Source organism: Collinsella sp. TM04-29 (assembly GCF_003466565.1).
Classification (GTDB): domain Bacteria; phylum Actinomycetota; class Coriobacteriia; order Coriobacteriales; family Coriobacteriaceae; genus Collinsella.
In genome coordinates this window covers 686,908-710,215 of sequence record NZ_QSPW01000001.1, presented here as the reverse complement: position 1 = coordinate 710,215, position 23,308 = coordinate 686,908, and the positions used below count along the sequence as shown (strand labels likewise).

Sequence of the window (23,308 nt, the reverse complement as noted above, 5' to 3'; positions counted from 1 at the left end):
AATCAACGTCTCCAGGCGCATATATAGTGCGTTTTAGAACAAGCATCGTGGTCTCAGGGGCGCAAACATGAGCTTCGGGAGTGCATCGGCAGACATAAATAGTTTCGGGGCCCGTATGTTGCAAAATTGCGACGGTAGTGGCAGTACCGCGATGCTGAAAACTCCGTTTTTTGCACGGCGCAGATGGGGGTAGGCACGGGCAAACCCGGACTGAGCCCTTATTTTATGCAAGATGGCGATTGTTCTATGCATATTAAGAAGTGCAGTTACCGCACCAAGCTTTTGAACGCTTGTTGCGGCGTATGGACGACCCCATCTGCGGTGCACAGGCGACCCTACATCACGTTTCCGCCAGTCCGCATCGCCGTCCGCGCGCGGGCACGCACAATACGAGAGACGGTACTTTTGCCAATCCCGGTATAGCGCTCAATCTGGCGCACCGTGAAACCGGCATCGTGTAATCCAACAATAACGGTATCGCGCCGCGCCGGCGGTGCGGCTTTAACCCCGCGGAGCGGAACCCCGAGGCTCTTCGCCAACTTGTCGGCAAAGGCGTGGCGTTCCCACTCCGTCTCTTTCATATCGCCCAGCGTTGGCTCGCCGCCCTCGGGCGTCGAAAGCGAATAGGCAGCAAAGGCCTCGGCAGAACCAAAAAGCTCAAGCATGCAAGAAGGATCGGAAAATCCCCTCGTGGCATCTGCCGCATCACTGTCGTAAGCGCGCAGATGCTCCGCAAAGCTGCTCCAGGGATAACGCTCGATTAGGCCAACGCCCGCCTCCTGTGGATCGGCGTGTACGGAGCGAATAGCCTCCATCACCTGCCAGTCGGTATCGAGCGAGCGCCGGTCAAAACGGTTCTGGAACAGATGACCCGTGCGCCCCGTGCGTTTATTGAACCGCCGCGCGTACGTCAAAAGCAGCCGGTGCATCGCCGCGCTCATCGCGTCCTCGTAATCTGCAAGCACCAGATGCACGTGATTGCCCATAAGGCACCAGGCGATAACCGTCACGCCCGCCTCGCGGCAGCACTCGCGCATCAGCTCCAAAAACTCCCACCGGTCTTCATCGCCCTCAAAGATGAGCTGCTTGCCCACACCGCGGGCACAGACATGGTAAAAGCCGGTAACCGTTCTCCAAACGCGCTGCATGGCACTCCCTTCGCCGGGATCTGATTGCCATCCAATACAGCACGATTGAAGCGTGCCATCAAAACATTCACGCAAAACAATACACTCGCGCGGCCAAAGGCAGTAAACGGGCGGCGAACGGCACCGTTGCAACAGGTCAGACCCCGCAACGCATACAAGAGCTGACCAAAAGCTTGCCCAAGACGAACCCCCTCTACGGAAGTTCGCGACCACAGAACATATAGTTAAACCGTTTCAATTAAAACTTCCGGACTTCTCGCTACGAAAACTGAGCCGTTCGCCGAATATTCCGTGCATTTCGCGGTATTATAGGGGCTGCATGTCATGTCCCTTTCGAAGGGTCGCCCGGCAATCGCCAGCCACGACCCCCAGACGGGACGCCAACACGATAGAGAGGAGAGGCATGCAGTACTCACAGGAAGTGGAGAACATGTGCCCCGTTGCCAAGGGTGCATACCACGGCCCCGCACCCATCCCCGAGGAGGGCAAGTGGGTCCAGGCTAAGGAGATTTCCGACATCTCCGGTCTTACGCACGGTGTGGGTTGGTGCGCACCTCAGCAGGGCGCCTGCAAGCTCACGCTGAACGTCAAGGACGGCATCATCGAGGAGGCCCTCGTTGAGACCATCGGCTGCTCGGGCATGACCCACTCTGCCGCCATGGCTTCCGAGATCCTTCCCGGTAAGACCATCCTCGAGGCCCTCAACACCGACCTCGTCTGCGACGCCATCAACGTTGCTATGCGCGAGATCTTCCTGCAGATCGTTTACGGCCGCAGCCAGACCGCGTTCTCCGAGGGCGGCCTGCCCGTGGGCGCCTCCCTCGACGACCTCGGCAAGGGCCTTCGCTCTCAGGTCGGCACCATGTTCGGCACCAAGGCCAAGGGCGCTCGTTACCTCGAGCTCGCTCAGGGCTACGTCACCCGCATGGCTCTCAACGACAAGAACGAGATCATCGCTTTCGAGTTCCTGAACCTCGGCAAGTTCACCGACGCCGTCAAGGCCGGCAAGACCCCCGAGGAGGCCATCGCTGGCGCTATGGGCCACTATGGTCAGTGGGAGAACGCTGCCAAGTACATCGACCCGCGCACCGACGAGGAGACTCACTCCGTCGCCAGCGTGTTCCCGGTTCACGAGTAGAAAGGGAGGGAAATAACTATGACTGTTACGTTCGAAGGTTACGAGCGCCGCGCTGACAAGATCAACAAGTGCCTCGCCGACAACGACATCGCCTCCCTCGAGGAAGCTCTGCAGATCTGCACCGACAAGGGCTTCAACCCGCGTGAGATCGTCAACAACACCCAGTCCATCGCCTTCCAGAACGCCGAGTGGGCCTACACCCTCGGCTGCGCTCTCGCTGTCAAGCGTGGCGCCAAGACTGCTTCTGAGGCTGCCGCCATCATCGGCGAGGGCATCCAGGCCTTCACCGTTCCCGGCTCCGTCGCCGAGGACCGCAAGGTCGGTCTGGGCCACGGCAACCTGGGCGCTATGCTGCTCTCCGACGACACCGAGTGCTTCGCCTTCCTGGCCGGCCACGAGTCCTTCGCTGCCGCTGAGGGTGCTATCGGCCTGGCTCTGAACGCCAACAAGGCTCGCAAGAAGCCGCTGCGCGTTATCCTGAACGGTCTGGGCAAGGACGCCGCCCAGATCATCGCCCGCATCAACGGCTTCACCTACGTGAAGACCCAGTTCGACTACTACACGGGCGAGCTCAAGGTCGTCGAGACCATCCCTTACTCCGATGGTCCCCGCGCTGCCGTTAACTGCTACGGCTCCGACGACGTCCGCGAGGGCGTTGCCATCATGTGGCACGAGAACGTCGACATCTCGATCACCGGTAACTCCACCAACCCCACGCGCTTCCAGCACCCCGTCGCTGGCACCTACAAGAAGGAGCGCCTCGAGGCTGGCAAGAAGTACTTCTCCGTCGCTTCTGGTGGCGGCACTGGCCGTACCCTGCACCCGGACAACATGGGCGCCGGCCCTGCCTCTTACGGCATGACCGACACCATGGGCCGCATGCACTCCGACGCCCAGTTCGCCGGTTCTTCCTCCGTGCCTGCGCACGTCGACATGATGGGTCTCATCGGCATGGGCAACAACCCCATGGTCGGTGCCACCGTCGCCTGCGCTGTCGCCGTCGAGGAGGCCCTCAAGGCCTAATCGCGCCCGCGCGATGCTCATATAGTTGAGCTTTAGAGCCGCTACCCACCCGGGTAGCGGCTCTTTTTGTTTGCGCTGTCGCAGGGTAGCTAATGCCGATATATCAGTTGGGGCGAAATACGAGATGTGATGAGACGGAGCGCCAGAGCGTCCATGACGCCCACCTGCCATATGTGCCCTTTACCGATTTGCCGAGTCTTTGCGGCCCCATTGCCGATCACCCGTGCGACAATGCGCCGGACGAGAAAGGAATCCGATGGAATCGACTGATGTACTGGTAATTGGATCTGGCATTGCGGGCCTTTGCGCCGCCATCGAAGCGGCACGCACGGGTGCAGCCGTCGCTGTGGCAAGCGCCGGCAAGACCATGAGCGGATCGAGCTTCTTCCCCGGAACCTGGGGTCTGGGGCTTATCGGACCCGTCAACGAAGACGACGAACAAGACCTCATCGACACCATCCAGACCGTTGGTGGCGGCGTCGCCGACCCCGAGCTTGTCCAGACGTTTGTCCACGGCATTCCCCAGGCAATTGAATGGCTCGAGCAAGACCTGGGCGTTGAGCTCCAGCGTCCGCAAAGCGCCGAGAGCGCCCAGCAAAAGCAGTTTATCCCCTGCTTTGACCACAAGACGCGCATGTGGCGCGGCCTCACCCGCAAACCCCTTGAGGACGCTCTGACAGCCCGGATCGAGTCGCTCGGCATTCGCCTGCTCCCCCGCCATGAGCTTATCGACCTTGTTGAGGACACGAACGGCAGAATAACCGGAACCGTGCTCTACGACCTCACCGAAAATCGAATCGTGCCCTTTGCCGCCAAGGCCACGATCATCGCAGCCGGTGGCACAAGCGGCCTGTTCGAGCGCAGCCTTACGTCGGCTGATGTGCTCAGCTCCTCGCAGGCCATCGCGCTGGCGCACGGCGCAACACTTACTAATATAGAGTTCGTGCAGATGATGCCCGGCTTCACCGAGCCCAAGCGCAACCTGGTCTTCAACGAGAAAACCTGGCGCTACGTACATGTAGACCAGCCGGTAGATATTGCCGACGACAAGCTGGACGACCTGCTCGAGCAGCGCTCTGGATATGGTCCCTTCACGTCACGCTTGGCCTCCCGCGCTATCGATCTCGTCATCGATCAGACAAGTGTCGAAGGCCTGGCACTCCACTACGACTTCCCTCGCGAGGATGTCCCAGAGTTTGTGCAGACCTTTGCCACCTGGCTGCAAGACGAGCACGGCATCGCCCCGACTGACGAGATGCGCGTTGCGATGTATGCCCACGCCGCTAACGGCGGTATCAAGATCGACATGACCGCGTACACGGGCATTGAGGGCCTCTTCGCCTGCGGTGAGGCAACAGGCGGCATGCACGGCGCCGACCGCATCGGCGGCTTGTCAAGCGCCAACGGCATCGTGTTTGGGCGCATCGCGGGCGCATCGGCAGCCCAAGCAGCGCTGGACGCTCCCGAGGCGGCCGCTCCGATGGATATCGCCCTCCCTCAGTATGGCATTGCCACAACAGATGCCGAACGCCTAACACACAGCCTTAAGCACACGATGAGTACCTATTGCATGATCAACAGGACCGAAGCAGGTCTATCCAAGGCCCTGCAACAGCTTGAAAGCCTGAAAGACGAGGCAACGGCGCTGAGCAAGCCGCATGCCAAAGACAGCGAGATCGCAGCCCTCGCCCGCCTGCAATCGCAGAATCAGCTGGCAACGGAGATGGTCAAAGCCATGCGCAAGCGGACCGAAAGCCTGGGTTCGCACTATCGATCGAATTAAACTGGACACCTATCTAGAGCAGAGCACAACTAATCGATATCTATGGGCCCCGTGACCTCGAAGTGGCACGGGGCCCATTCGTGTCCGCACGGCAGCGTATCCTTATTCTGAGTACAGAGCGGGCAAAGCGCGCATAGACAATAGATCAGCGAGGAGGAGATATGGACAGTAGAGATATCGAGAAGTGGCGTGTCGAACTTGATAGCTACGCCAATGTGGAAGACGGCGTTGAGTATTGGCTCGCACGCGATTTAATGGAACCCATGGGATACACTCGATGGGAGAACTTCGCCGAAGTTGTTAAGAGGGCAAAAGTCTCGTGCGAAACAAACAAAACTCCAGTTGATTCCCATTTTCGTGACACCACGAAAATGATAACTGCCGGTGTCGCCGCTCGCGCGGTTAAAGACTACAAGCTTACGCGCTATGCATGCTATTAATCGCCCAAAACGGAGATTCAAACAAGCAAGAAATCGCGCTCGCACAGGCGTACTTCGCCGTGCAGACGCGCCGGTTTTACTGATCCCCAGGGTAGACTCGATCTGTGAAAGCGGCTGTGCCCTTTCGGGTTCGACCCCAAGCGAGGTCAACAAAAAAGACGGCCAACTTTCGTTGACCGTCTTAACTTGCTTTGGTGGGCCGTCAGGGGGTCAGCCTGCTTTGCAGGCGGCCGCTGCGGCGCTTCGCGCCTTGCGCGCTGCGCTGGTAAATGCTCACGCATTTCCTCAGCTCCGCGCCCCGACGGGTTCGACCCCATGAAAGGTCAACAAAAAAAGACGGCCAACCTTCGTTGACCGTCTTAATCATCTTTGGGTGGGCCGTCAGGGGGTCGAACCCTGGACCTTGGGATTAAGAGTCCCCTGCTCTACCAACTGAGCTAACGACCCAAAGCTAAAGTCCGTTGTGGCGGACTTTAGAGGAGATATCGTGTGGTGGGCCGTCAGGGGGTCGAACCCTGGACCTTGGGATTAAGAGTCCCCTGCTCTACCAACTGAGCTAACGACCCGATATCAACACGAAGCAAGAACTGGGGTGGGTAAAGGGACTCGAACCCTCGACCTACGGGACCACAACCCGTCGCTCTAGCCAGCTGAGCTACACCCACCGTGTCCTGTGCGCTTCGCGCTCGACTATTATTGCAAGGAACGCCACGCGATGCAAGCCCCAATTTTCAAGAATTTTGAAAAGAGTTTTTCAAGCGCGTTTCGAGCAATTCCCACCGGTTTCATAGGAGTAAACTTGCCCCACTGCAAATGCTCGAAAGGACCGGCATGAAAGAACTCTCCAACCGTACGGCAACGTTTACCGATTCGGTCATCCGCCGCATGACACGCATCTCCAATAAGTACGGCGCTGTCAATCTCTCGCAGGGCTTCCCTGACTTCGATCCCCCGGCGCAGCTGCTCAATAGCCTGAGCACCATCGCCGCCGACCCCAAGCCGCTTTACCACCAGTACTCCATCACCTGGGGCTCCCAGGCCATGTGCGAGGCGCTCGCCGCCAAGCAGGAGCACTTTATGGGCATGCCGGTGAACCCCAACGAGAATATCGTAGTCACTTGCGGCTCCACCGAGGCCATGATGGCCGCCATGATGACGGTCACGAACCCCGGCGACAAGGTCGTCATTTTCTCGCCGTTCTACGAAAACTACGGCGCCGACACGATCCTTTCGGGCGCCGAGCCCATCTACGTGCCGCTCAACCCGCCCACATTCGACTTTGACCGCGAGACGCTCGAGGCAGCCTTCCGCGACAACGATCCCAAGGCGATCGTCCTGTGCAACCCGTCCAACCCCTGCGGCAAGGTCTTTACCCGCGAGGAGCTCACCTTTATCGCCGACCTCTGCAAAAAGCACGACGCCTACTGCATCACCGACGAAGTCTACGAACACATCGTCTACGCGCCCCACGAGCACGTGTACATGGCCACGCTGCCCGGCATGTTTGAGCGCACCATCAGCTGCAGCTCACTGTCTAAGACGTACTCCATCACCGGCTGGCGTCTGGGCTACACCATTGCCCCAGCCCAGATCACCGAGCGCATCAAGAAGGTCCACGACTTCCTCACCGTAGGCGCCGCCGCTCCCCTGCAGGAAGCCGTCGTCACCGCCCTCAACTTCGACGACAGCTATTACCAGGAGGTCCTCGACCTCTACACCGCCAAGCGCGACCTGTTCTGTCAGGGACTCGACAGCATCGGCCTTACGCACAACGTGCCGCAGGGCGCCTACTACGTGATGATGGATATCTCGGAGTTTGGCTATGACAGCGACCTCGACTTCTGCGAGGATTTGGCCTCCAAGGTGGGCGTGGGCGCCGTTCCGGGCTCGAGCTTCTTCCGCGAGCCCGTCAACCATCTGATTCGTTTCCACTTTGCCAAGCGAGACGAGACGCTCAACGCTGCGCTTGAGAACCTCAAGTCGCTACGTGATAAAATCAACCCGCGCGGGTAAGGACGGCCCGGCAACTAAAGTAACCAAAGAAGCCCCGCATCGCCCGCCGCGTTGCGAGGCTTCTTTTTATAGCGCTTTCTTAAATGGTTTAGAGCGCTATATTTTAGTCACGGAGCAACTCATCCCGGAGAGAGGAATACTATGGCAGAACAGCAGCTTATCGGAGCGCTCGAGGCCGGCGGCACCAAGATGGTCTGCGCCACGGGCTATGCGGACAGCACGGTCCTGGAGCGTGAGCAGATCGCGACCACGACTCCGCAGGAGACCGTCGAGGCCGTCAACGCATGACTTGCCGACAAGGGCATCGCCGCGCTGGGCATCGGCGCCTTTGGCCCCACCGCAGTCAACCCTGCCTCGCCCCAATACGGCAAGATCCTGGAGACGCCCAAAACGGCATGGCGCTACTTCGACCTGCTGGGCACCATCCAAAACGAGCTCAATATTCCCTGCGGCTACGACACCGACGTCAACGTCGCCTGCCTGGGCGAGGTCACCTTTGGTTGCGCCCAGGGCCTCACTGACGTGGTGTATCTGACCATCGGTACCGGCGTGGGCGCTGGCGTGCTCTCGGGCGGTAAGCTCGTGCACGGCATGATGCATCCCGAGGCTGGCCACATCCTGGTCACGCGCGACCCGCGCGACACCATTGGCGAGCACAGCGCCTGCCCCTTCCATGACAACTGCCTCGAAGGCCTCATCGCCGGCCCCGGCGTTAGAAAGCGCTGGGATGGCAAGAGCGCCGGAGACATGGCTGATGACCCGGAAGCCATGGACCTGCTCGCCGGCTATCTGGCACAGGCACTCATGACCTACACGCTGTGCTACGCGCCGCAAAAGATCATCGTCGGCGGCGGCGTGGCCGACCACACTCCCATCGTGCCGCTCGCACGCAAAAAGTGTGCCGAGATGCTCAACGGCTATATCGTCACGACCGAGGTCAACGACATCAATAACTACATCGTCAACAACAGCCTCGAGGGCAAGCAGGGCGTTATGGGCTGCCTGGCCCTGGGCGCACAGGCGCTTCAGTAGCAGATGAACCCACAGGGCGTGGCGCGCCCGGCAAATCCGACCTACGAAACGACGCCACCACGCCTCATATAAGCCCTCAAATAAAAAAGGCCGCCTAGGACCAAACAATACGTCCTAGGCGGCTTTTTTGGCACATATCAGCGACCGTAAGAGATATCGGAGCACAACGCCCGTTGCCGCTCCACAGCAGTCGATCATCACATCAGTGATCATGCCGGCGCGTCCCGGCACAAAGAGCTGAATCGTCTCGTCGATCGAGGGAATCAGCAGCAGGAACACCGCCGTGGGCAGCAACACGTTAAAGGTGCGCCGGCCCTCAAAATCAAAGGCGTGCGTAGCCAGGATGCCGAGCACCATATACTCGGAAAAATGCGCGCACTTGCGAACAACAAAGTTGGTCACCCATTCATATGGAAGTCCCACGCCGTGCAGGAAACCGCGGATAGCTTCCATGACCGTTAGGCTCAGCGAGCCCGACCCCGAGCCAGGAACCAGCGAATTGCCCCAGATCAAGAGCGCCATCAGGCAGGTCACGACCGCCCATTTTTGATTGATCTTAACCATGCAGAAGTTATGCCTCCGCGCGGAGCGGCGCAAAGCTGGCGGTACCGCCCTCGATAACGCTCAGATAGGCACGGCCCGTACGCTTGGCGGTAGAGGACTGCAGGCGCTCGATCTCTTCCTCGAGGATCTGATTGACGCGCTCGTGACGACGATTTTCCATAATGCCGGCGGCAATAGCCTCGGCTCGCTCGATGCTCTCGCGCGAGATACGGGCAGTATCCTCGGGGAACACAGCGCTGTGACGGCCGACATAGGCGGGGGCAGCAGGCTGAGGGGCAGCGACGGGAGCGGGCGCTACAACAGGAGCAGGCTCGTCAATCTCATCCAGAATCGCGATGGCGGCGGCCCACATGTCCTCGTGGCCCGAGTAATCGGCCATGGGGACATCAACCTCGAGCGAGGCGTCCGGAAGGTCGCCGGTGTCGATGCGATCTTGGGCATCAATCGATGCGGTGATGGCTGCAGGCTCATCGAGGTCATCGAGATCGATGTCCGCGGCACCGGAGATGATAGGCATGCTGGCGAGGTTTGCATTGTACGGCGCAGCCTCGGCCGCCTGCTGCTGGGCAGGAGCGCCCCACAGCGAGCTTTCGGCGGCACGGCGGGCGGCAACGGCCTCCTCGTCCGCAGCCATGGCTTCATCAACGTACGAATTGTCGGCAGAAGCGTTCGCGTCCGCCGAGGTAGCGTTGTAGGCGTTATTGGCTGCCGCGTTGGCAACGAGTGCCACGAAAGCCGCCGTGCTGCCCGCAGGGGCGGCCTGGGAGCCAGACACGGCGCGTGCCGCGGCGGCGATGTCGTCGCGATTGAAGGAGCCGGTCTGCCCGCCATTGGTGAGCTCGTCGATGGCGACTTGATAGACGTCGCGCGAGTGTGCAGGGTCGCAGCTCACCGGCGAATCGTCGTCGAGCATACTGTCGATCATGGACCAAGCCTCGGCCTCGTCCATGGCATCTGCGGCTCGAGCGATGGTAGGGACACCATCATCGGCATGACGGCGCTGGAACGCACCAGTCAGGCCGGAAAGGAATGCCGAGGTAGACTGCTCCGACTGAGCCTGAGAAGCAGAAGCGGCAGCATATGGAGTCGCATCCTGCTGCTGAGCTGGAATCGAGGCGGTCTTGAACTCGCTTTGATGCTGATTGAGATTGGCGGCACCGCCCATGGCATCGGGCTGGAACAGACGCTCTTCACGCTGCGCACGGTACTCGGAGATACCCAGCGAGGCGGCATAGATGCCCACGCCCGCCACCGCACCGACGGCAAAGGGAACAGCGCCCGCGACAACCGTCTCGTTGACCGACGAGAACGGCAGCGTCGCGGCATACATCACCACGGGGGCGGCAAGGCCGATCCCGCAGGAAAGTCCGGCAAGGACTGCTCGTTGTGTTGCATCAGAAGAAGCCATGAGCTCTCCCCATCTTCCAGCACCCAAATCGCATCATTCAGTTGGCTGCGCGAGAGAAGATGAAGCGGGGCTATGCCCCAAAGCAACGGTATATGGTTCGTTTCATCTGCGTTTTCCGTCGCGAAGCTTAAAAGCTATTATGCGAAACCGCCCTGCCGATTGCAAGCGACGATGTCGGATTGAAACGGGAAACCTGCTGCTCGTCGGTCTTACGGTCAAAAATAAGCGCGGAGCGGCGCTATAGAAAAGGGCCGAGGCTCAAAGCCCCGACCCTTTATCGCATTGATGACTATCGCTGCGCGTAGATGACAACCTAGAACGTCTGCTCGTAGTCGCTGTGTTTTTTGGCCGAACGCACCAGGAACTCCTGGTTGGTGTTGGTGCCCTTAAGACCCTTGATAAACGATGCGGCCGCACGCTCGGTGTTGTTCATGCCTGCAAGAATGCGACGTAGACCAAAGACAAACGGACGCATCTGCTCGTCGACCAACAGATCCTCGTTACGCGTACCGGAGGCAACGGGGTCGATAGCCGGGAAGATGCGGCGGTCGGCCAGGTCGCGGTCGAGCTTAAGCTCCATGTTGCCGGTGCCCTTGAACTCCTCAAAGATGACCTCGTCCATCTTGGAACCGGTGTCGATGAGGGCAGAGGCCAGGATGGTGAGCGAGCCACCGTTCTCGATATTGCGGGCTGCGCCCAGGAAGCGCTTGGGCGGATATAGGGCCGCCGAATCGACGCCGCCCGAAAGGATGCGGCCCGAGGCGGGCGCCGCCAAGTTGTAGGCGCGGGCGAGGCGCGTGATGGAGTCGAGCACCACCACGACGTCGCCACCCAGCTCTACGATGCGCTTGGCGCGCTCGATGACGAGCTCTGCCACGCGGGTGTGGTTGTCGGCAGGCATATCGAAGGTCGACGCCACAACCTCGCCCTTGATGGAACGCTGCATATCGGTGACCTCTTCGGGGCGCTCGTCGACGAGCAGGCAGATGAGGTGCACCTCGGGGTTGTTAATCGAGATAGACTGGCAGATCTTCTTGAGGATCGTGGTCTTGCCGGCCTTGGGCGGGGACACGATCAGGCCGCGCTGGCCCTTGCCGATCGGTGACACGATGTCGATGGCGCGGCCGGTAATAGAGTCCTTGCCGTGCTCCATGCGCAGCGGCTCGTTGGGATAGACCGGGGTGAGGTCGCCGAACTTGGGACGGTTGCGAATCTGCTCGGGGTCCAGACCGTTGACGGTCGTGATTTTGGCGAGGCCGGCGCGCTTGTCGCCGCCGCGCGAAGGACGCAGCGAGCCCTCGATGACGTCGCCCGTGCGCAGGCGCGCGGAGCGGATGAGGTAGGCGGGCACGAAGGCGTCGTCGTTGGACTTCATGTAGCCATGGGCGTGGATGATGCCGGAGCTGTCCGGGCGAATCTGCAGAATGCCCTTGATGTCGCGGAAGCCCTCGGCCTTCGCAGCGGTGACGTAGATTTCCTCGACGAGCTCGGCCTTCTTCTTGCCGGTCGTCTCGATCTCGAACTCCTTAGCCTTCTCGCGCAGCTCAGCGACCTTCATGGCCGCGAGTTCCTCGCGCGAAAGCGTGGGCTCGGTGGGAGCGGCATTACGCTCCTTGTTGCGCTGTTTGCGATCGCGCTGGCGGTTGCGACGGTCGTTGTTGCGGTCGTCCTTACGCTCGTTGCGCTCGTCGTTGCGCTTGTGCTGGCGACGGTTGGGACGAGTGCCGTCTTCGCCCTCAGCGGGGGCGGCACCATCGGTTGCGGCGGTGCCAACATTGGCCGCGGCGGCGTCATTGGCCTCGGCGCCAGAATCAACCTGCGCTTCGACATCCTGCTGCTCGGACGCCTTGGCCTTAACGGACTTCTTACGACCGCGCTTGGGCTTCTCGGACGCAGGCTGTTCGACGTCCTGGGCCTTGGCGACATCAGTCGACGCATCGGCGGTCGTCTCGGCAGAATCCTCGGACGCACCCTTCTTGGCAGCCTTGGCCTTGGACGTGCGCTTAGCAGCAGTACGACGACTGCGACCGGGACGGACGTCGGCGGGCTCGGCATCGGCGGGAGCGGCCTCGGAAGTCGTAGCATCCTGGACGGGTGCATCGGCAGCGGTTGCAGACTCGGCGGTCGCCGCAGCATCCCGAGCGGCGGCGGCTGCTGCTGCGGCCTTCTCTGCCTCGACAAAGGCCTTGGGCTTGCGACCGCGACGGTGCGGGCGCAAAGCCGGATCGACAACGGGAACTTCGTTGGCCTCGACAGGCACAGCGGGCTCAACAGGCAATGTGCCCTCCCCTGCCGCGGAACGGACCGAAGCCTCAGTGAGCTCGGGGGCTACCTGTTCCGCAACTTGCTCGGCCTTAGCAGCCGTGCGGCGGCGTGTGCGCAGTGCCGGCTTCTCGGTCGGCAGGTCGGCGGCAGGGGTCTCGATGGCGGCAGGCGTCTCGGGCACAGACGGAGCTGCAAGCTCGGTCAGAGCCGCGGCCTCGCGCTCGGCAGCACGACGGCGGGCGCGCACCACCTGAGCCTCGCTAATCTGCGCCAACGCACGTGCCTGCGCGACCTCATCGGAAATCGGCGCCGAGGAGTCAGCTGCAACGGTGCGCTTGGCGCGCGTCGTGCGCGTGGTACGGCGCTTGGGCTTGGTGACCTCCTCGCCGTCAGCGGCAGGCTTGGCCGTGTGGCGCGTGAGCTTGGGCTTTGCCGGAGCAGCCTCCTCACCAGTTGCAGGCGCAGGCGTCGAAGCAGCCTTAGGCGTCTCGGGAGCCGAGGCTTGCGCGGGCGCCGCGACCTGGTCCGACGCAACCGGTGCAGCGGGAGCGGCCTGCGTCGTCGTTATTTCGTTTTCTTGCTGTTGATCAGACACAGTGTTTGCTCAACTTTCTTTTCAAGCCCTGTGATCACATGCTCCCTGCATAAACCTTCAGGGCGGCTAAACAGTCTAGTTCCGTTCAAAACGACGGACATCATTGATCTGTATCGAGATGATTGCGTCAACTACGCAGCGTTAGTGTAACACAACCGCCGCCACCTGCAACTTAGCCATTGGGGGCGTTCTTAAACGACTAGTCAAAAGGGACACTCTTTGGTTTACCACCCACAAATCAGACTGCCTCCGCCAAAACTATGGCGGTTTACTACGACGAATCTCTCAACCGCGACCACTCCGAAACATGTTGAACTAAAACCGCAGGTAGATGCCTTGCGCTTTTTTGCGAAAAGCCGGCGTGGTTAGAATTCCTCAATTCATCGTAGTAAACCGGCATAGTTTCGTATTTCCAGCTGTTCCAAATTCGTCAATACGTCGGCATTTGCGAAAAAAGCCCGACCTCCGTGGGAGATCGGGCTTATAGGGCTCAGTTAAACCAAACCTACACGGTCAAATGACCCGCAGGTTACATCTGCTCGGGCGCGGAAACGCCAACGAGGGTGAGCACCAGGGCGAGCGTCACGCGGACGGCATCGCAAGCGGCCAGACGGGCACGCGAAAGTTCGGGGTCGACGGGACGGCCCTCGCTCGGCAGAACCTGGCAGGCAGCGTAGAAGCTGTGGAAGTCACCGGCGAGCTCCTCGGCAAAGTGCGTCAGACGGAACGGGGCGCGATCGCGAGCGCAGCTGGCGATCAGGTCGGTAAGCTCATTGAGCTTGCGCGAAAGGGCGAGCTCGGTCGGGTCGGTCAGCAGCGAGTAATCGACGTTCTCACCGATGGCCTTGGCGGCAACGGCCTTCATGCCCATCTCGTCGGCCTGCTCAGGCGTTACGTCAGCGGCACGGCGCAGGATGGAGCAGACGCGAGCGTGAGCGTACTGCACGTAATAGACCGGGTTGGAGTTGTCGCGCTTCTTAACGGCCTCAATGTCGAAGTCGACCATCTGGTTGGAGCTCTTGGAGATGAGCGTGTAGCGAGCGGCATCGGAGCCGACCTCGTCGACGAGCTCCTGCAGGGTCACCATGGTGCCCTTGCGCTTGGACATACGGACGGGCTTGCCGTTACGCAGCAGGTTGACGAGCTGGCCCAGTAGAACCTCGAACTTGCCGGGGTAACCCAGAGCGTCGCAGACGCAGCGGACGCGCTCGATGTAACCGTGGTGGTCGGCGCCCCAGATGTCGATGACGTGATCGACGCGCTGGAACTTATCCCAGTGATAGGCGACGTCGGAGGCGAAGTAGGTGTACTCGCCGTCGGACTTGATCAGGACGCGGTCCTTGTCGTCGCCCAGGTCGGTGGAACGGAACCACAGGGCGCCGTCCTTGGTGTAGAGGTAGCCCATCTTGTCGAGCTTCTCAAAAGCGCGGTCGACGGCAGAGGTGCCGGCGGTCTCGCCCTCGGTGTCCTTCACGTACAGCGAGCGCTCGGAGTACCAACGATCAAAGTCGCAGTTGACGGCGTGGCAGAGGTCGCGCATGTTGTCGACCATCTTTACATAGCCGCGCTCGCGGAAGCTCTCCATGCGCTCCTGAGGATCGGCGTTGACCCACTTATCGCCGTCGGTGCGCCAGAACTCGGCGGCCTCGTCGATGATGTAGTCGCCGCCGTAAGAGTCCTTGCCCAAGGTCTCGGCAAAGTTGTCCTGATACGGATGGGTCTCGGGGTGCTCGTCGTTCTCGTCGGCAACAAAGGCGTCGCGGTCGGCGATCAGCAGCTTGTGAGCCTCGTCAATATCCACGCCCTGCTTGGCGATGATGTCGGCAAGCTGCATATAGCGCGTGCTGATGGAGTTGCCGAAGGTGTTCATCTGAGAGCCGTGGTCGTTGATGTAGAACTCACGCTGGATGTCGTAACCGGCGTGGTCCATAACACGGCAGAGCGAGTCGCCCAGCGCGGCCCAGCGGCCGTGGCCGATGTGCATGGGGCCGACGGGGTTGGCGGAAACGAACTCGACCTGGGTCTTCAGGCCACCACCGACGTTGGACTTAGCGAAGTCCATGCCCTTCTCGCGAGCCTCGCCAAAGATGGCATTCTTGACGGCAACGGAGAGGTAGAAGTTGATGAAACCGGGGCCTGCGATCTCAACCTTCTCGATCGCGGGATCCTCGGGCATATGGGCAACGATGGCCTCGGCGATCTTGCGCGGGGCGCAGTGGGCCAGCTTGGCGGACTTCAGGGCCATGGTAGAGGTCCACTCGCCATGAGAAGTGTCAGCCGGTCGCTCGATAGCGCAATCGTCAAGTTCAAATGCGGAAAGGTCGCCGGCCTCCTGGGCCGCAGCAAGCGCAGCGCGTACCAGCTCTTCAATCTTCTCGGGCATAGATCCTCCTTGTGTTAAAGCCCCCGAGCTCTTGGTCACTCGTAGGGCAAAAGCCAGAGTTTGTAGCACTCTATCACAAGCGAGGGGCACTGTCGCAGGGTAAAGCCAATCGAAATTGCATATGCACAAAATTGACTACAGCTTGTATGGAGTCACTCAAAGATGCCGGTCTGCCTGCAGATTATGCACGCGTTGAAAATGCATAAAGGTGTGAATGAGCTGTGTCTTTTATCGAATACTCTTACCTATCAGAGTTGTGTGCTTTTCCTGCATAAAGCGAGGATTTGCGCACGTCAGCGTGTTATTCTAGACATACGTAAATTCGTATAAGTTGGAGGTAGCATGTTCTCAATCGGTCAACACGTCATTCATCCGGGTCAGGGAGTCTGCACCGTCGTCGGTTTTAGGGACGACACGCCGCAGCCCATGTTGTTGCTCGAGGCCAAGCAGGGGCATGCGCAGACGATCCTTATGTACCCCGTGGCGCAGGCCGACCGTCTGCATGCCGCCATCTCTCAGCAAGATGCCGAGCATCTGCTGAGCCACTATGACGAGCTGGAGTGCGACACCTTTACCGAGCGCAACAGCTCGCTTGAAGAGACACACTTTAAGCAGCAGCTCAAGCTGGGCGCGCCCGAGACGGTCCGCGTGGCAAAGACCATGATGCACCGCATTCGCCAGGCCGAGGAAGCCGATAAAAAGCCCAGCTCTTACTATATGCGTGTACTCAAGGAAGCCAAGCGCCGCTCCATCGAGGAGTTCGCCGTGGCATTGGGCGTCACCGAGGAGGCCGCCGAAGCCCGCCTAGCCCAAGCCGCCCTCAACTAACCCATCCGAGCCAAAAACCACCACAAAGGGGACAGGCACCTTTGTGGTGGTTTTTTCGTTCTAGTCGTTCTAGTAGTATTCATTCTTATCGATACCCACGAGCACAAGGAGTCTCTTATGGCAGAGCCGCTTACCGCCGGAATCACCCGCGACCGCGCGTTCGAACTGCTCAACGAACACAACAAGGACCCGTTCCACATCACCCATGGCGAGACGGTCGAGGGCACTATGCGCTACTTTGCGCGCGAGTTCGACCCCGAGAACGAGGAGTTTTGGGGCATCGTCGGTCTGCTGCACGACCTGGATTGGGAGGAGCATGAGGACGACCCCATGAACCACACCATCTATGCTGCCGAGATTCTTGAGGGCGAAGGTGCGTCTCCCGAGCTCATTCGCGCCATCCAGACGCACACGTCGGACTTCAACACCTCGCTGCCCAAACCCGAGCTGCAGATGGAAAAGATCCTGTTTGCCTGCGATGAGCTCACCGGCCTGATCGGCGCTGCAGTCATCATGCGCCCGAGCAAGAGCGTCATGGACTTTACGACCAAGTCGCTCAAGAAGAAGTTCAAGGACAAGCGCTTTGCCGCCGGCTGCTCGCGCGACGTGATTTCGCAGGGCGCCGAGATGTTGGGCTGGGAGCTCCCCGAGCTCTTTGACCGCACCATAGCGGCCATGCAGTCCTTCGCCCCCGACCGCGATACCTTCCAGGCCTAACCGCCCACGCCACCTAAAACCGCCACAAAGGGGACAGGCACCTTTGTGGCGGTTTTCGTTTACGAGGGGTTTAGGGGCGGACCTGGCCGGTGCCGCGGAGCTTGTATTTGTAGGTGGTGAGGGCCTCGGCGGCAAAGGGGCCACGGGCGTGGAGCTTTTGGGTCGAGATGCCGATCTCGGCGCCCAGGCCAAACTCGCCGCCGTCGGTAAAGCGCGTGCTGGCGTTGGCGTACACGGCCGAGGCATCGACCGCGTCCAGGAAGCGCTCGCAAGCATCCGTGTCCTCGGCAACGATGGCCTCGGAGTGCATCGTGCCGTAGCGGTTGATGTGCGCGATGGCCTCGTCCTCGTTTGCCACGACCTTCACGCTCATCTCGAGCGCCAGATACTCGCGGCCCCAGTCCTCCTCAGTCGCGGCGACGTAAGCATCGCCCTCGGCAAGACCGGCGGCAACGCAAGCGGCACACGTGGCCTCATCGCCGTGAATCAGCACATCGTGGTCGTGCAGCACGGCAACGACCGCAGGCAAAAACGCATCGGCCACAGCACGGTCGACCAGCAGCGACTCGGCGGCATTGCACACGCCTACGCGCTGGGTCTTGGCATTAACGATAATGTTGAGTGCCTTATCAAAGTCGGCGGATTCATGCACGTAGATATGGCAATTGCCCGTGCCCGTCTCGATCACCGGCACAAGCGATTCACGCACGCAGCGCTGGATCAGGCCTGCACCGCCACGCGGAATGAGCACATCGACGATGCCGCGAAGCTTCATGAGCTCGCCGGTTGCCTCGCGGTCGGTAGACTCAATCATCGAGACGGCCTCACGCGGGAAGCCCTTGGCCTCGAGGGCATCGGCCAGTAGCTCGGCAATCATGGCACACGAGTGATAGGCCAGCGAGCCGCCGCGCAGAATACAGGCGTTGCCGGTGCGGATGCAGATGCCCGCGGCGTCGGCCGTCACGTTGGGGCGTGCCTCGTAGACCATGGCGACCAGGCCCAACGGCACGCTCACGCGGGTGAGGTCCACGCCGCTTGCGAGCACGCGGTGGTCGAGCACGCGGCCCACAGGATCGGGCAGCTCGGCGAGCTTTTCCAGGCCGGCGGCCATGCCCTCGACGCGCTCGGGCGTCAGCAGCAGACGATCGAGCAGTCCGGCCGAGGTACCCGCATCGCGCGCGGCGGACATATCGAGCTCGTTGGCGGCAACGATGGAGTCGATACCGTTGCGCAGCGCTGCGGCCATGGCGCGCACGGCCTCCTGGCGCTGTTCATCGCTCGCCGTGGCAAGCGAGGCCGACGCTGCCTTGGCGGCAACGGCAAGATCGTGGACATACGTGGCTATATCGACCGACATGGGCGGCCCTTTCTCCTAGAAGTTTGCAACCATGGTAGCCGATTTGCGCATGGCCTCGCCCACGGCGGTAGAATTGGTCAACCCGAAACACCGCAACGAACGGAAGACTCACATGGCCCTCATCACTTCGTACCACGTCCCCGGCCTTTACGTCGAGGACCACAGCATCGACGTCCCCCTCGACTGGCGCGGCCTGGAGCCGATGCTCCTGGCCGTCGGCAGCACCATGCGCCGCGGCGCTATGCCGGCGCCCATCGCCGGCGCGCCCGAGAGCATCAAGCTCTTCTACCGCGTGGTTTGCGCGCCCGACCGCATCAACGACGATCTGCCGCTGCTCCTGTTTTTGCAGGGCGGCCCCGGCGGCGAGAGCCCGCGTCCGCTGTCGCCCACAAGCGATGGCTGGATCGAAGAGGCCGTCAAGCACTTCCGCGTGGTCCTGCCCGACCAGCGCGGCACCGGACGCAGTAGCTGCGTGGACGGACGCACGATTGCCACCTTGGGCGATCGCGCCGAGGCCGCCGGCGCCGATACAGCACGCTCGCAGGCGGACTTCCTCAAGCGTCACCTCGCCAGCTCTATCGTGCGCGATTTTGAGTACCTGCGCCTGGTAGGCTTTGGCGGCAGGCCCTGGGTCACACTCGGGCAGAGCTACGGCGGCTTTTTGACGCTGAGCTATCTGTCGCTCTTCCCCGAGGGCGTGGCGGCAAGCTTTACCTGCGGCGGCATCCCCCACGTGCCGGCGAGCGCAAGCGAAGTCTACGCGCACACCTTCCCGCGCATGGTCGCCAAGACGCAGCAGTATTACGACCGCTACCCTGCCGACGTCGAGCGCGTGGCAGCCCTGGCCGATGCGCTCGAGGCTCAGAAGCCCGTGCTGCCCGACGGCTCGCCGATGACGGTCGAGCGCCTACAGCTCATGGGCAGCGACTTTGGCATGAAGCCGAGCTTTGAGCGCATGCATTGGATTATCGATCACGCTTTTGTTGACGGCGACGGCGCGCTGACCTGCGGCGCCTCGGTATCCGACAGCTTTTTGATGCGCGCCTTCGAGCGCACCAACACGCGCACGAATCCGCTGTACTGGACGCTGCAGGAGTTCATATACGCCGACGGTGACACCATGCCCATTGGCTGGGCCGCGGCTGAAGAGAAGGCACACCGCGCCGAGTTTGACACCCTCGCGCGCCCGCTCATGTTTACCGGCGAGGCCATGTTCCCGTGGATGTTCGAGCAGATGCCCGAGCTCAAGCCCTTCAAGCCCGCCATGGATCTGCTTATGGAAGACACAAGCTGGGACAAGATCTACGACCCGCAGCGCCTGGCGTGCAACGAGGTGCCCCTGCAGGCCGCGGTGTACTTCGATGACATGTACGTGGACTCGGGCATGCAGCTCGACACGCTCAGCCGCGTGGGCAACTCGCACGCCTGGGTGACCAACGAGTTCGAGCACGACGGCCTGCACGGCAGTGTGGTATTCAAGCACCTCTTCGACGAGGCCCTCAACCGTGGAGACCTGCGCCGAATCTTCTAGCAAAGGAGTGTCCCCACCTGCCGGCACAATAGAAACGTCCCCAAGTGCCGGATGATGTCCTTCGCCACGAAAGCGGCCCATCTACTACGTTTCACCCGCATGGCCCAACCAGATGCCATAAATAAAGAAAACCGCAGGCGTTCTACCTGCGGTTTTCTTTTTGCAATTCTTGGTATGGTCACCGATAGCCTATTAAACGTAGTAGATGGGCCGTTTTCGTGGCGACCAGCTCGGACATAAGCGCGGCGGGGCAAAGTTACCCTGGTAATTTCGCCCCACGTGCATTGCAGATCGAAGGCGCCCGGCGTCGAGGCCTAAGCAAATACAATCAAGTTGTCTCGATGGATCGCGGGCTTCTCGGCTAGGTCTGCCAGTAGACGGTTGCCGGCAATCTGGTCCTGGCGGCGGCCGGCGGCAAGCTCCAGCACGTCCGAATCGGCCTCGGCGATACCGCGGGCGACGACCATACCGCTCGGGTCGCACACGTCGAGCACATCGCCCTCGGAAAACACGCCATCGACCTCGCGAATACCCACCGCAAGCAAGGAAGAGCCACGGCTTACCAGCGCCTTCGCAGCACCATCATCGACCGTCACCGAGCCATGTGCCTTGTCACCCAGCGCGATCCACAGCTTGCGCGGCGCGATGTCCAGGCGCTCAGCTGGCGGATCGAACAGCGTACCCACGCTCTCGCCGCGGGCCAGACGCACAAGCGCATCGGGCTCCTCGCCCGAGCAAATCACGCTTTGAATGCCCGCCGTCATGAGAATGCGGCTCGCGCGAATCTTGGTGATCATGCCGCCCGTACCCACCGATGTGGAAGAATCGCCCGCCGAGGCGATAATCTTGGCATCGATCTTATGCACGACCGGGATAAACTCGGCCGTCGGATCCTCATGCGGATTGGCGGTGTAGAGGCCATCGATGTCCGAGAGCGTCACGCACAGATCGGCAGAAACCAGGCAGCTCACAAGCGCCGCCAGCGTGTCGTTGTCGCCAAACTTGATCTCATCGACGGTGACGGTATCGTTCTCGTTGACGACCGGCACCACGCCGAGCTCCACCAGGCGAAGCAGGGCGTCGCGCGCGTGCAGGTAGGACGTGCGGCGCGCCGTGTCGTGACGCGTGAGCAGCACGAGCGAGGTGAGCAGGTCGCGCGCATGGAACTCCTCGTCGTAGGCCGACGAGATGATGCACTGACCGGCCGAGGCGCAGGCCTGCAGGCTCGGCAGGTCGCCGACCGGCTTACGGTCGAAGCCCAGCACGGGATAGCCGCAGGCAATGGCGCCCGAGCTCACCACGATCAGGCGCCAGCCAAGCTCGCGCAGCGCTGCGGCCTGGTCGGCAAGCCCGCCGATAAAGGCGCGGTTGACCTTGCCGTCGGCGCCCACCACCGTGGACGAACCGATCTTTACCACCATCGTTTTATAAGAAGTCGTCATACGTCAAACCAATCAACTGTTCAGCGAACGGCCGAGCCGGCGGCCAGGGAAGCGTGACTCGCCCCTACCGCCCAAGGAATTAGTGAGCCCAGGGAAAGGCAGAGGCCGCGGCCATGTTCTTACGCACGAGCTCGTCGCGCACCTGAGCCAGGCCCTGCTCCATACCCACCACATAGGTCTGCGGGTACAGGAAGCGCTTGAAAGCTGCGTCCAGATGGTCGAGCGCCCAAGCACAGCGCTCGCGCGCGTCCTGGATGCTCTCACGCGGAGCCACCGCACTGCCATCGCGCACGATCGGCACCAGCAGCTCGCGATACTCGAGTTCGGACACGTCGGTCACCAGGGCGGCATCGTTCACGGCCACAAGGGTATTGCCGCGCGCGGCGCCCTCCCCCGCCAGATGGTCCTCGTCGTAGATCATGTCGCAGACCGGGCCGCCAAAGCCGTCGTAATAACGGCGCACGCGTTGCACACCCGGGATCGTGCGCTTGTATGGCTGCTCAGAGAGCTTGACCACCGGCGTCCATGGATCTGCCTCGCTCGCACGGCGGGCGGAAAGCTTGTACACGCCGCCCAGCGCCGGCTGGTCATAGCAGGTCGCAAGCTTGGTACCCACGCCAAAGCTGTCGATGGGCGCGCCCTGGTCGAGCAGCGACTGAATCGTGTACTCATCCAAATCGTTAGAAACCGAGATCCCCACATAGGGCAGGCCCTCGGCATCAAAACGGCCGCGCACATACTTAGAGAGCTTGGCGAGGTCGCCGGAGTCGATGCGAATGGCCGACAGGCGCTCGCCCACCGCTTCCATCTCCTTGGCAACCGTAATGGCATGTTCACAGCCCTCGCGCACGTCATAGGTGTCGATGAGCAGCGTACAGTTCTTGGGGCTCGACTTGGCAAAGGCGCGGAAGGCCTCGAGCTCGGAATCGAAGCTCATCACCCAGCTGTGCGCATGCGTGCCAAAAACGGGAATACCGTAGCGGCGGCCGGCGAGCACATTGGACGTAGAGGAGCAGCCGGCAACGTAGCTCGCGCGCGCGACGGCCAAGCCGCCATCGGGACCCTGAGCGCGGCGCAGGCCAAACTCGGCAACGGGACGGCCGTCCGCCGCCAGCACCACGCGCGCCGTCTTGGTGGCGACAAGCGTCTGGAACCCAACGATGTTGAGCAGCGCCGTCTCAAGCAGCTGGCACTCCAGCGCGGGGCCGGTGACGCGAACCATGGGCTCGCGCGGAAAGACGAGCTCGCCCTCGGGCACGGCGTCGATGTTTACATGCGCACGAAAATCGCGCAGGTAGTCGAGGAATCCAGGCTTGAACATCGCGCCGCCGGCCGGGGCCTGGAGCGAGGCGAGGTAGTCGATGTCCTCGGGCGTAAAGCGCAGATTCTCGACCAGCTCGGGCAGTTCGGCGGTGCCGCACATGACGGCATAGGCGCTGCCAAAAGGATGGTCGCGGTAAAACGCGGTAAAACAACCCTGCTCATTGGCCTTACCGCTCTCCCACAGGCCCTGGGCCATAGTGAGCTCGTACAGATCGGTGAGCATTGCAATGTCGGTGGGATGCGAGATGTCGGTCAAAGCCATGGGGCGACCTTTCGGATGCGTTGTGCAGAGGTTGAGGGTTGGAAAAGGGCAGAGTG

Annotated in this window: 16 protein-coding genes, 3 tRNA genes and 1 pseudogene; 9 read left to right on the top strand and 11 right to left on the bottom strand. The window is 61.3% G+C overall.

Annotated features, from left to right (window positions below; all coding sequences use genetic code 11):
* Positions 1–335 precede the first annotated feature (335 nt).
* The gene (locus tag DXD39_RS03195; RefSeq protein WP_117803093.1) at positions 336–1,148 is read right to left on the bottom strand and encodes a transposase; all 813 of its coding nucleotides are present in this window, start codon (positions 1,146–1,148) and stop codon (positions 336–338) included.
* Between the two features lie 403 nt (positions 1,149–1,551).
* Between DXD39_RS03195 and DXD39_RS03190 the strand changes: the two genes are divergently transcribed.
* The 4 genes from DXD39_RS03190 to DXD39_RS10230 all read left to right on the top strand — a co-directional run bounded on the left by DXD39_RS03190 (position 1,552) and on the right by DXD39_RS10230 (position 5,532).
* Positions 1,552–2,286, top strand: coding sequence for an iron-sulfur cluster assembly scaffold protein (locus DXD39_RS03190; protein ID WP_006235554.1), 735 nt, complete (start codon positions 1,552–1,554; stop codon positions 2,284–2,286).
* A gap of 18 nt (positions 2,287–2,304) precedes the next feature.
* Positions 2,305–3,309: a GGGtGRT protein gene (locus DXD39_RS03185; protein WP_117563906.1), complete on the top strand. Its 1,005-nt coding sequence runs from the start codon at positions 2,305–2,307 to the stop codon at positions 3,307–3,309.
* 256 nt (positions 3,310–3,565) lie between these two features.
* The gene (locus DXD39_RS03180) at positions 3,566–5,092 is read left to right on the top strand and encodes an FAD-dependent oxidoreductase (RefSeq protein WP_117803092.1); all 1,527 of its coding nucleotides are present in this window, start codon (positions 3,566–3,568) and stop codon (positions 5,090–5,092) included.
* A gap of 161 nt (positions 5,093–5,253) precedes the next feature.
* Positions 5,254–5,532, top strand: a complete 279-nt coding sequence (locus DXD39_RS10230) for a BRO family protein (RefSeq protein ID WP_199572084.1) — start codon at positions 5,254–5,256, stop codon at positions 5,530–5,532.
* A gap of 374 nt (positions 5,533–5,906) precedes the next feature.
* On the opposite strand, the gene DXD39_RS03170 is transcribed toward DXD39_RS10230, so the two are convergent.
* The 3 genes from DXD39_RS03170 to DXD39_RS03160 form a co-directional block, all read right to left on the bottom strand.
* Positions 5,907–5,979, bottom strand: a tRNA-Lys gene (locus DXD39_RS03170).
* Positions 5,980–6,022: 43 nt separating this feature from the next.
* Positions 6,023–6,098, bottom strand: a tRNA-Lys gene (locus DXD39_RS03165).
* Between the two features lie 22 nt (positions 6,099–6,120).
* A tRNA-His gene (locus DXD39_RS03160) sits at positions 6,121–6,197 on the bottom strand.
* A gap of 166 nt (positions 6,198–6,363) precedes the next feature.
* On the opposite strand from DXD39_RS03160, the gene DXD39_RS03155 reads away from it, so the two are divergent.
* Together DXD39_RS03155 and DXD39_RS03150 are read left to right on the top strand one after the other, a co-directional pair.
* Entirely contained in the window at positions 6,364–7,545 is a 1,182-nt protein-coding gene (locus DXD39_RS03155) for a pyridoxal phosphate-dependent aminotransferase (RefSeq protein WP_117803091.1), read from the top strand.
* A 141-nt stretch (positions 7,546–7,686) separates the two neighbouring features.
* Positions 7,687–8,577: pseudogene (locus tag DXD39_RS03150) on the top strand (ROK family protein).
* Positions 8,578–8,691: 114 nt separating this feature from the next.
* On the opposite strand, the gene DXD39_RS03145 reads toward DXD39_RS03150, so the two are convergent.
* The 4 genes from DXD39_RS03145 to argS all read right to left on the bottom strand — a co-directional run bounded on the left by DXD39_RS03145 (position 8,692) and on the right by argS (position 15,792).
* Positions 8,692–9,141: a VanZ family protein gene (locus DXD39_RS03145; RefSeq protein ID WP_117803090.1), complete on the bottom strand. Its 450-nt coding sequence runs from the start codon at positions 9,139–9,141 to the stop codon at positions 8,692–8,694.
* 7 nt (positions 9,142–9,148) lie between these two features.
* Positions 9,149–10,549 (bottom strand): hypothetical protein, encoded by a 1,401-nt coding sequence (locus DXD39_RS03140; RefSeq protein ID WP_117803089.1) that lies wholly within the window; start codon positions 10,547–10,549, stop codon positions 9,149–9,151.
* Positions 10,550–10,862: 313 nt separating this feature from the next.
* Entirely contained in the window at positions 10,863–13,409 is a 2,547-nt protein-coding gene (gene rho / locus DXD39_RS03135; RefSeq protein ID WP_233541089.1) for a transcription termination factor Rho, read from the bottom strand.
* 529 nt (positions 13,410–13,938) lie between these two features.
* Complete coding sequence (argS, locus tag DXD39_RS03130) at positions 13,939–15,792, bottom strand: arginine--tRNA ligase (protein WP_006235481.1); 1,854 nt, start codon at positions 15,790–15,792, stop codon at positions 13,939–13,941.
* A 342-nt stretch (positions 15,793–16,134) separates the two neighbouring features.
* Between argS and DXD39_RS03125 the strand changes: the two genes are divergently transcribed.
* Together DXD39_RS03125 and DXD39_RS03120 are read left to right on the top strand one after the other, a co-directional pair.
* Positions 16,135–16,620, top strand: a complete 486-nt coding sequence (locus DXD39_RS03125; protein WP_089572030.1) for a CarD family transcriptional regulator — start codon at positions 16,135–16,137, stop codon at positions 16,618–16,620.
* Positions 16,621–16,737: 117 nt separating this feature from the next.
* Positions 16,738–17,337, top strand: a complete 600-nt coding sequence (locus DXD39_RS03120) for an HD domain-containing protein (protein ID WP_089572031.1) — start codon at positions 16,738–16,740, stop codon at positions 17,335–17,337.
* A gap of 70 nt (positions 17,338–17,407) precedes the next feature.
* On the opposite strand, the gene DXD39_RS03115 is transcribed toward DXD39_RS03120, so the two are convergent.
* Complete coding sequence (locus DXD39_RS03115; protein WP_117803088.1) at positions 17,408–18,694, bottom strand: glutamate-5-semialdehyde dehydrogenase; 1,287 nt, start codon at positions 18,692–18,694, stop codon at positions 17,408–17,410.
* A 112-nt stretch (positions 18,695–18,806) separates the two neighbouring features.
* Between DXD39_RS03115 and DXD39_RS03110 the strand changes: the two genes are divergently transcribed.
* On the top strand, positions 18,807–20,225 hold the full coding sequence (locus tag DXD39_RS03110) for an alpha/beta fold hydrolase (protein ID WP_117803087.1): 1,419 nt from the start codon (positions 18,807–18,809) through the stop codon (positions 20,223–20,225).
* Between the two features lie 314 nt (positions 20,226–20,539).
* Here the strand turns inward: DXD39_RS03110 and proB are convergent, their stop codons facing one another.
* Together proB and DXD39_RS03100 are read right to left on the bottom strand one after the other, a co-directional pair.
* Complete coding sequence (gene proB / locus DXD39_RS03105; protein ID WP_117803086.1) at positions 20,540–21,667, bottom strand: glutamate 5-kinase; 1,128 nt, start codon at positions 21,665–21,667, stop codon at positions 20,540–20,542.
* A 79-nt stretch (positions 21,668–21,746) separates the two neighbouring features.
* The gene (locus DXD39_RS03100; protein ID WP_117583751.1) at positions 21,747–23,252 is read right to left on the bottom strand and encodes a nicotinate phosphoribosyltransferase; all 1,506 of its coding nucleotides are present in this window, start codon (positions 23,250–23,252) and stop codon (positions 21,747–21,749) included.
* Positions 23,253–23,308: the final 56 nt, after the last annotated feature.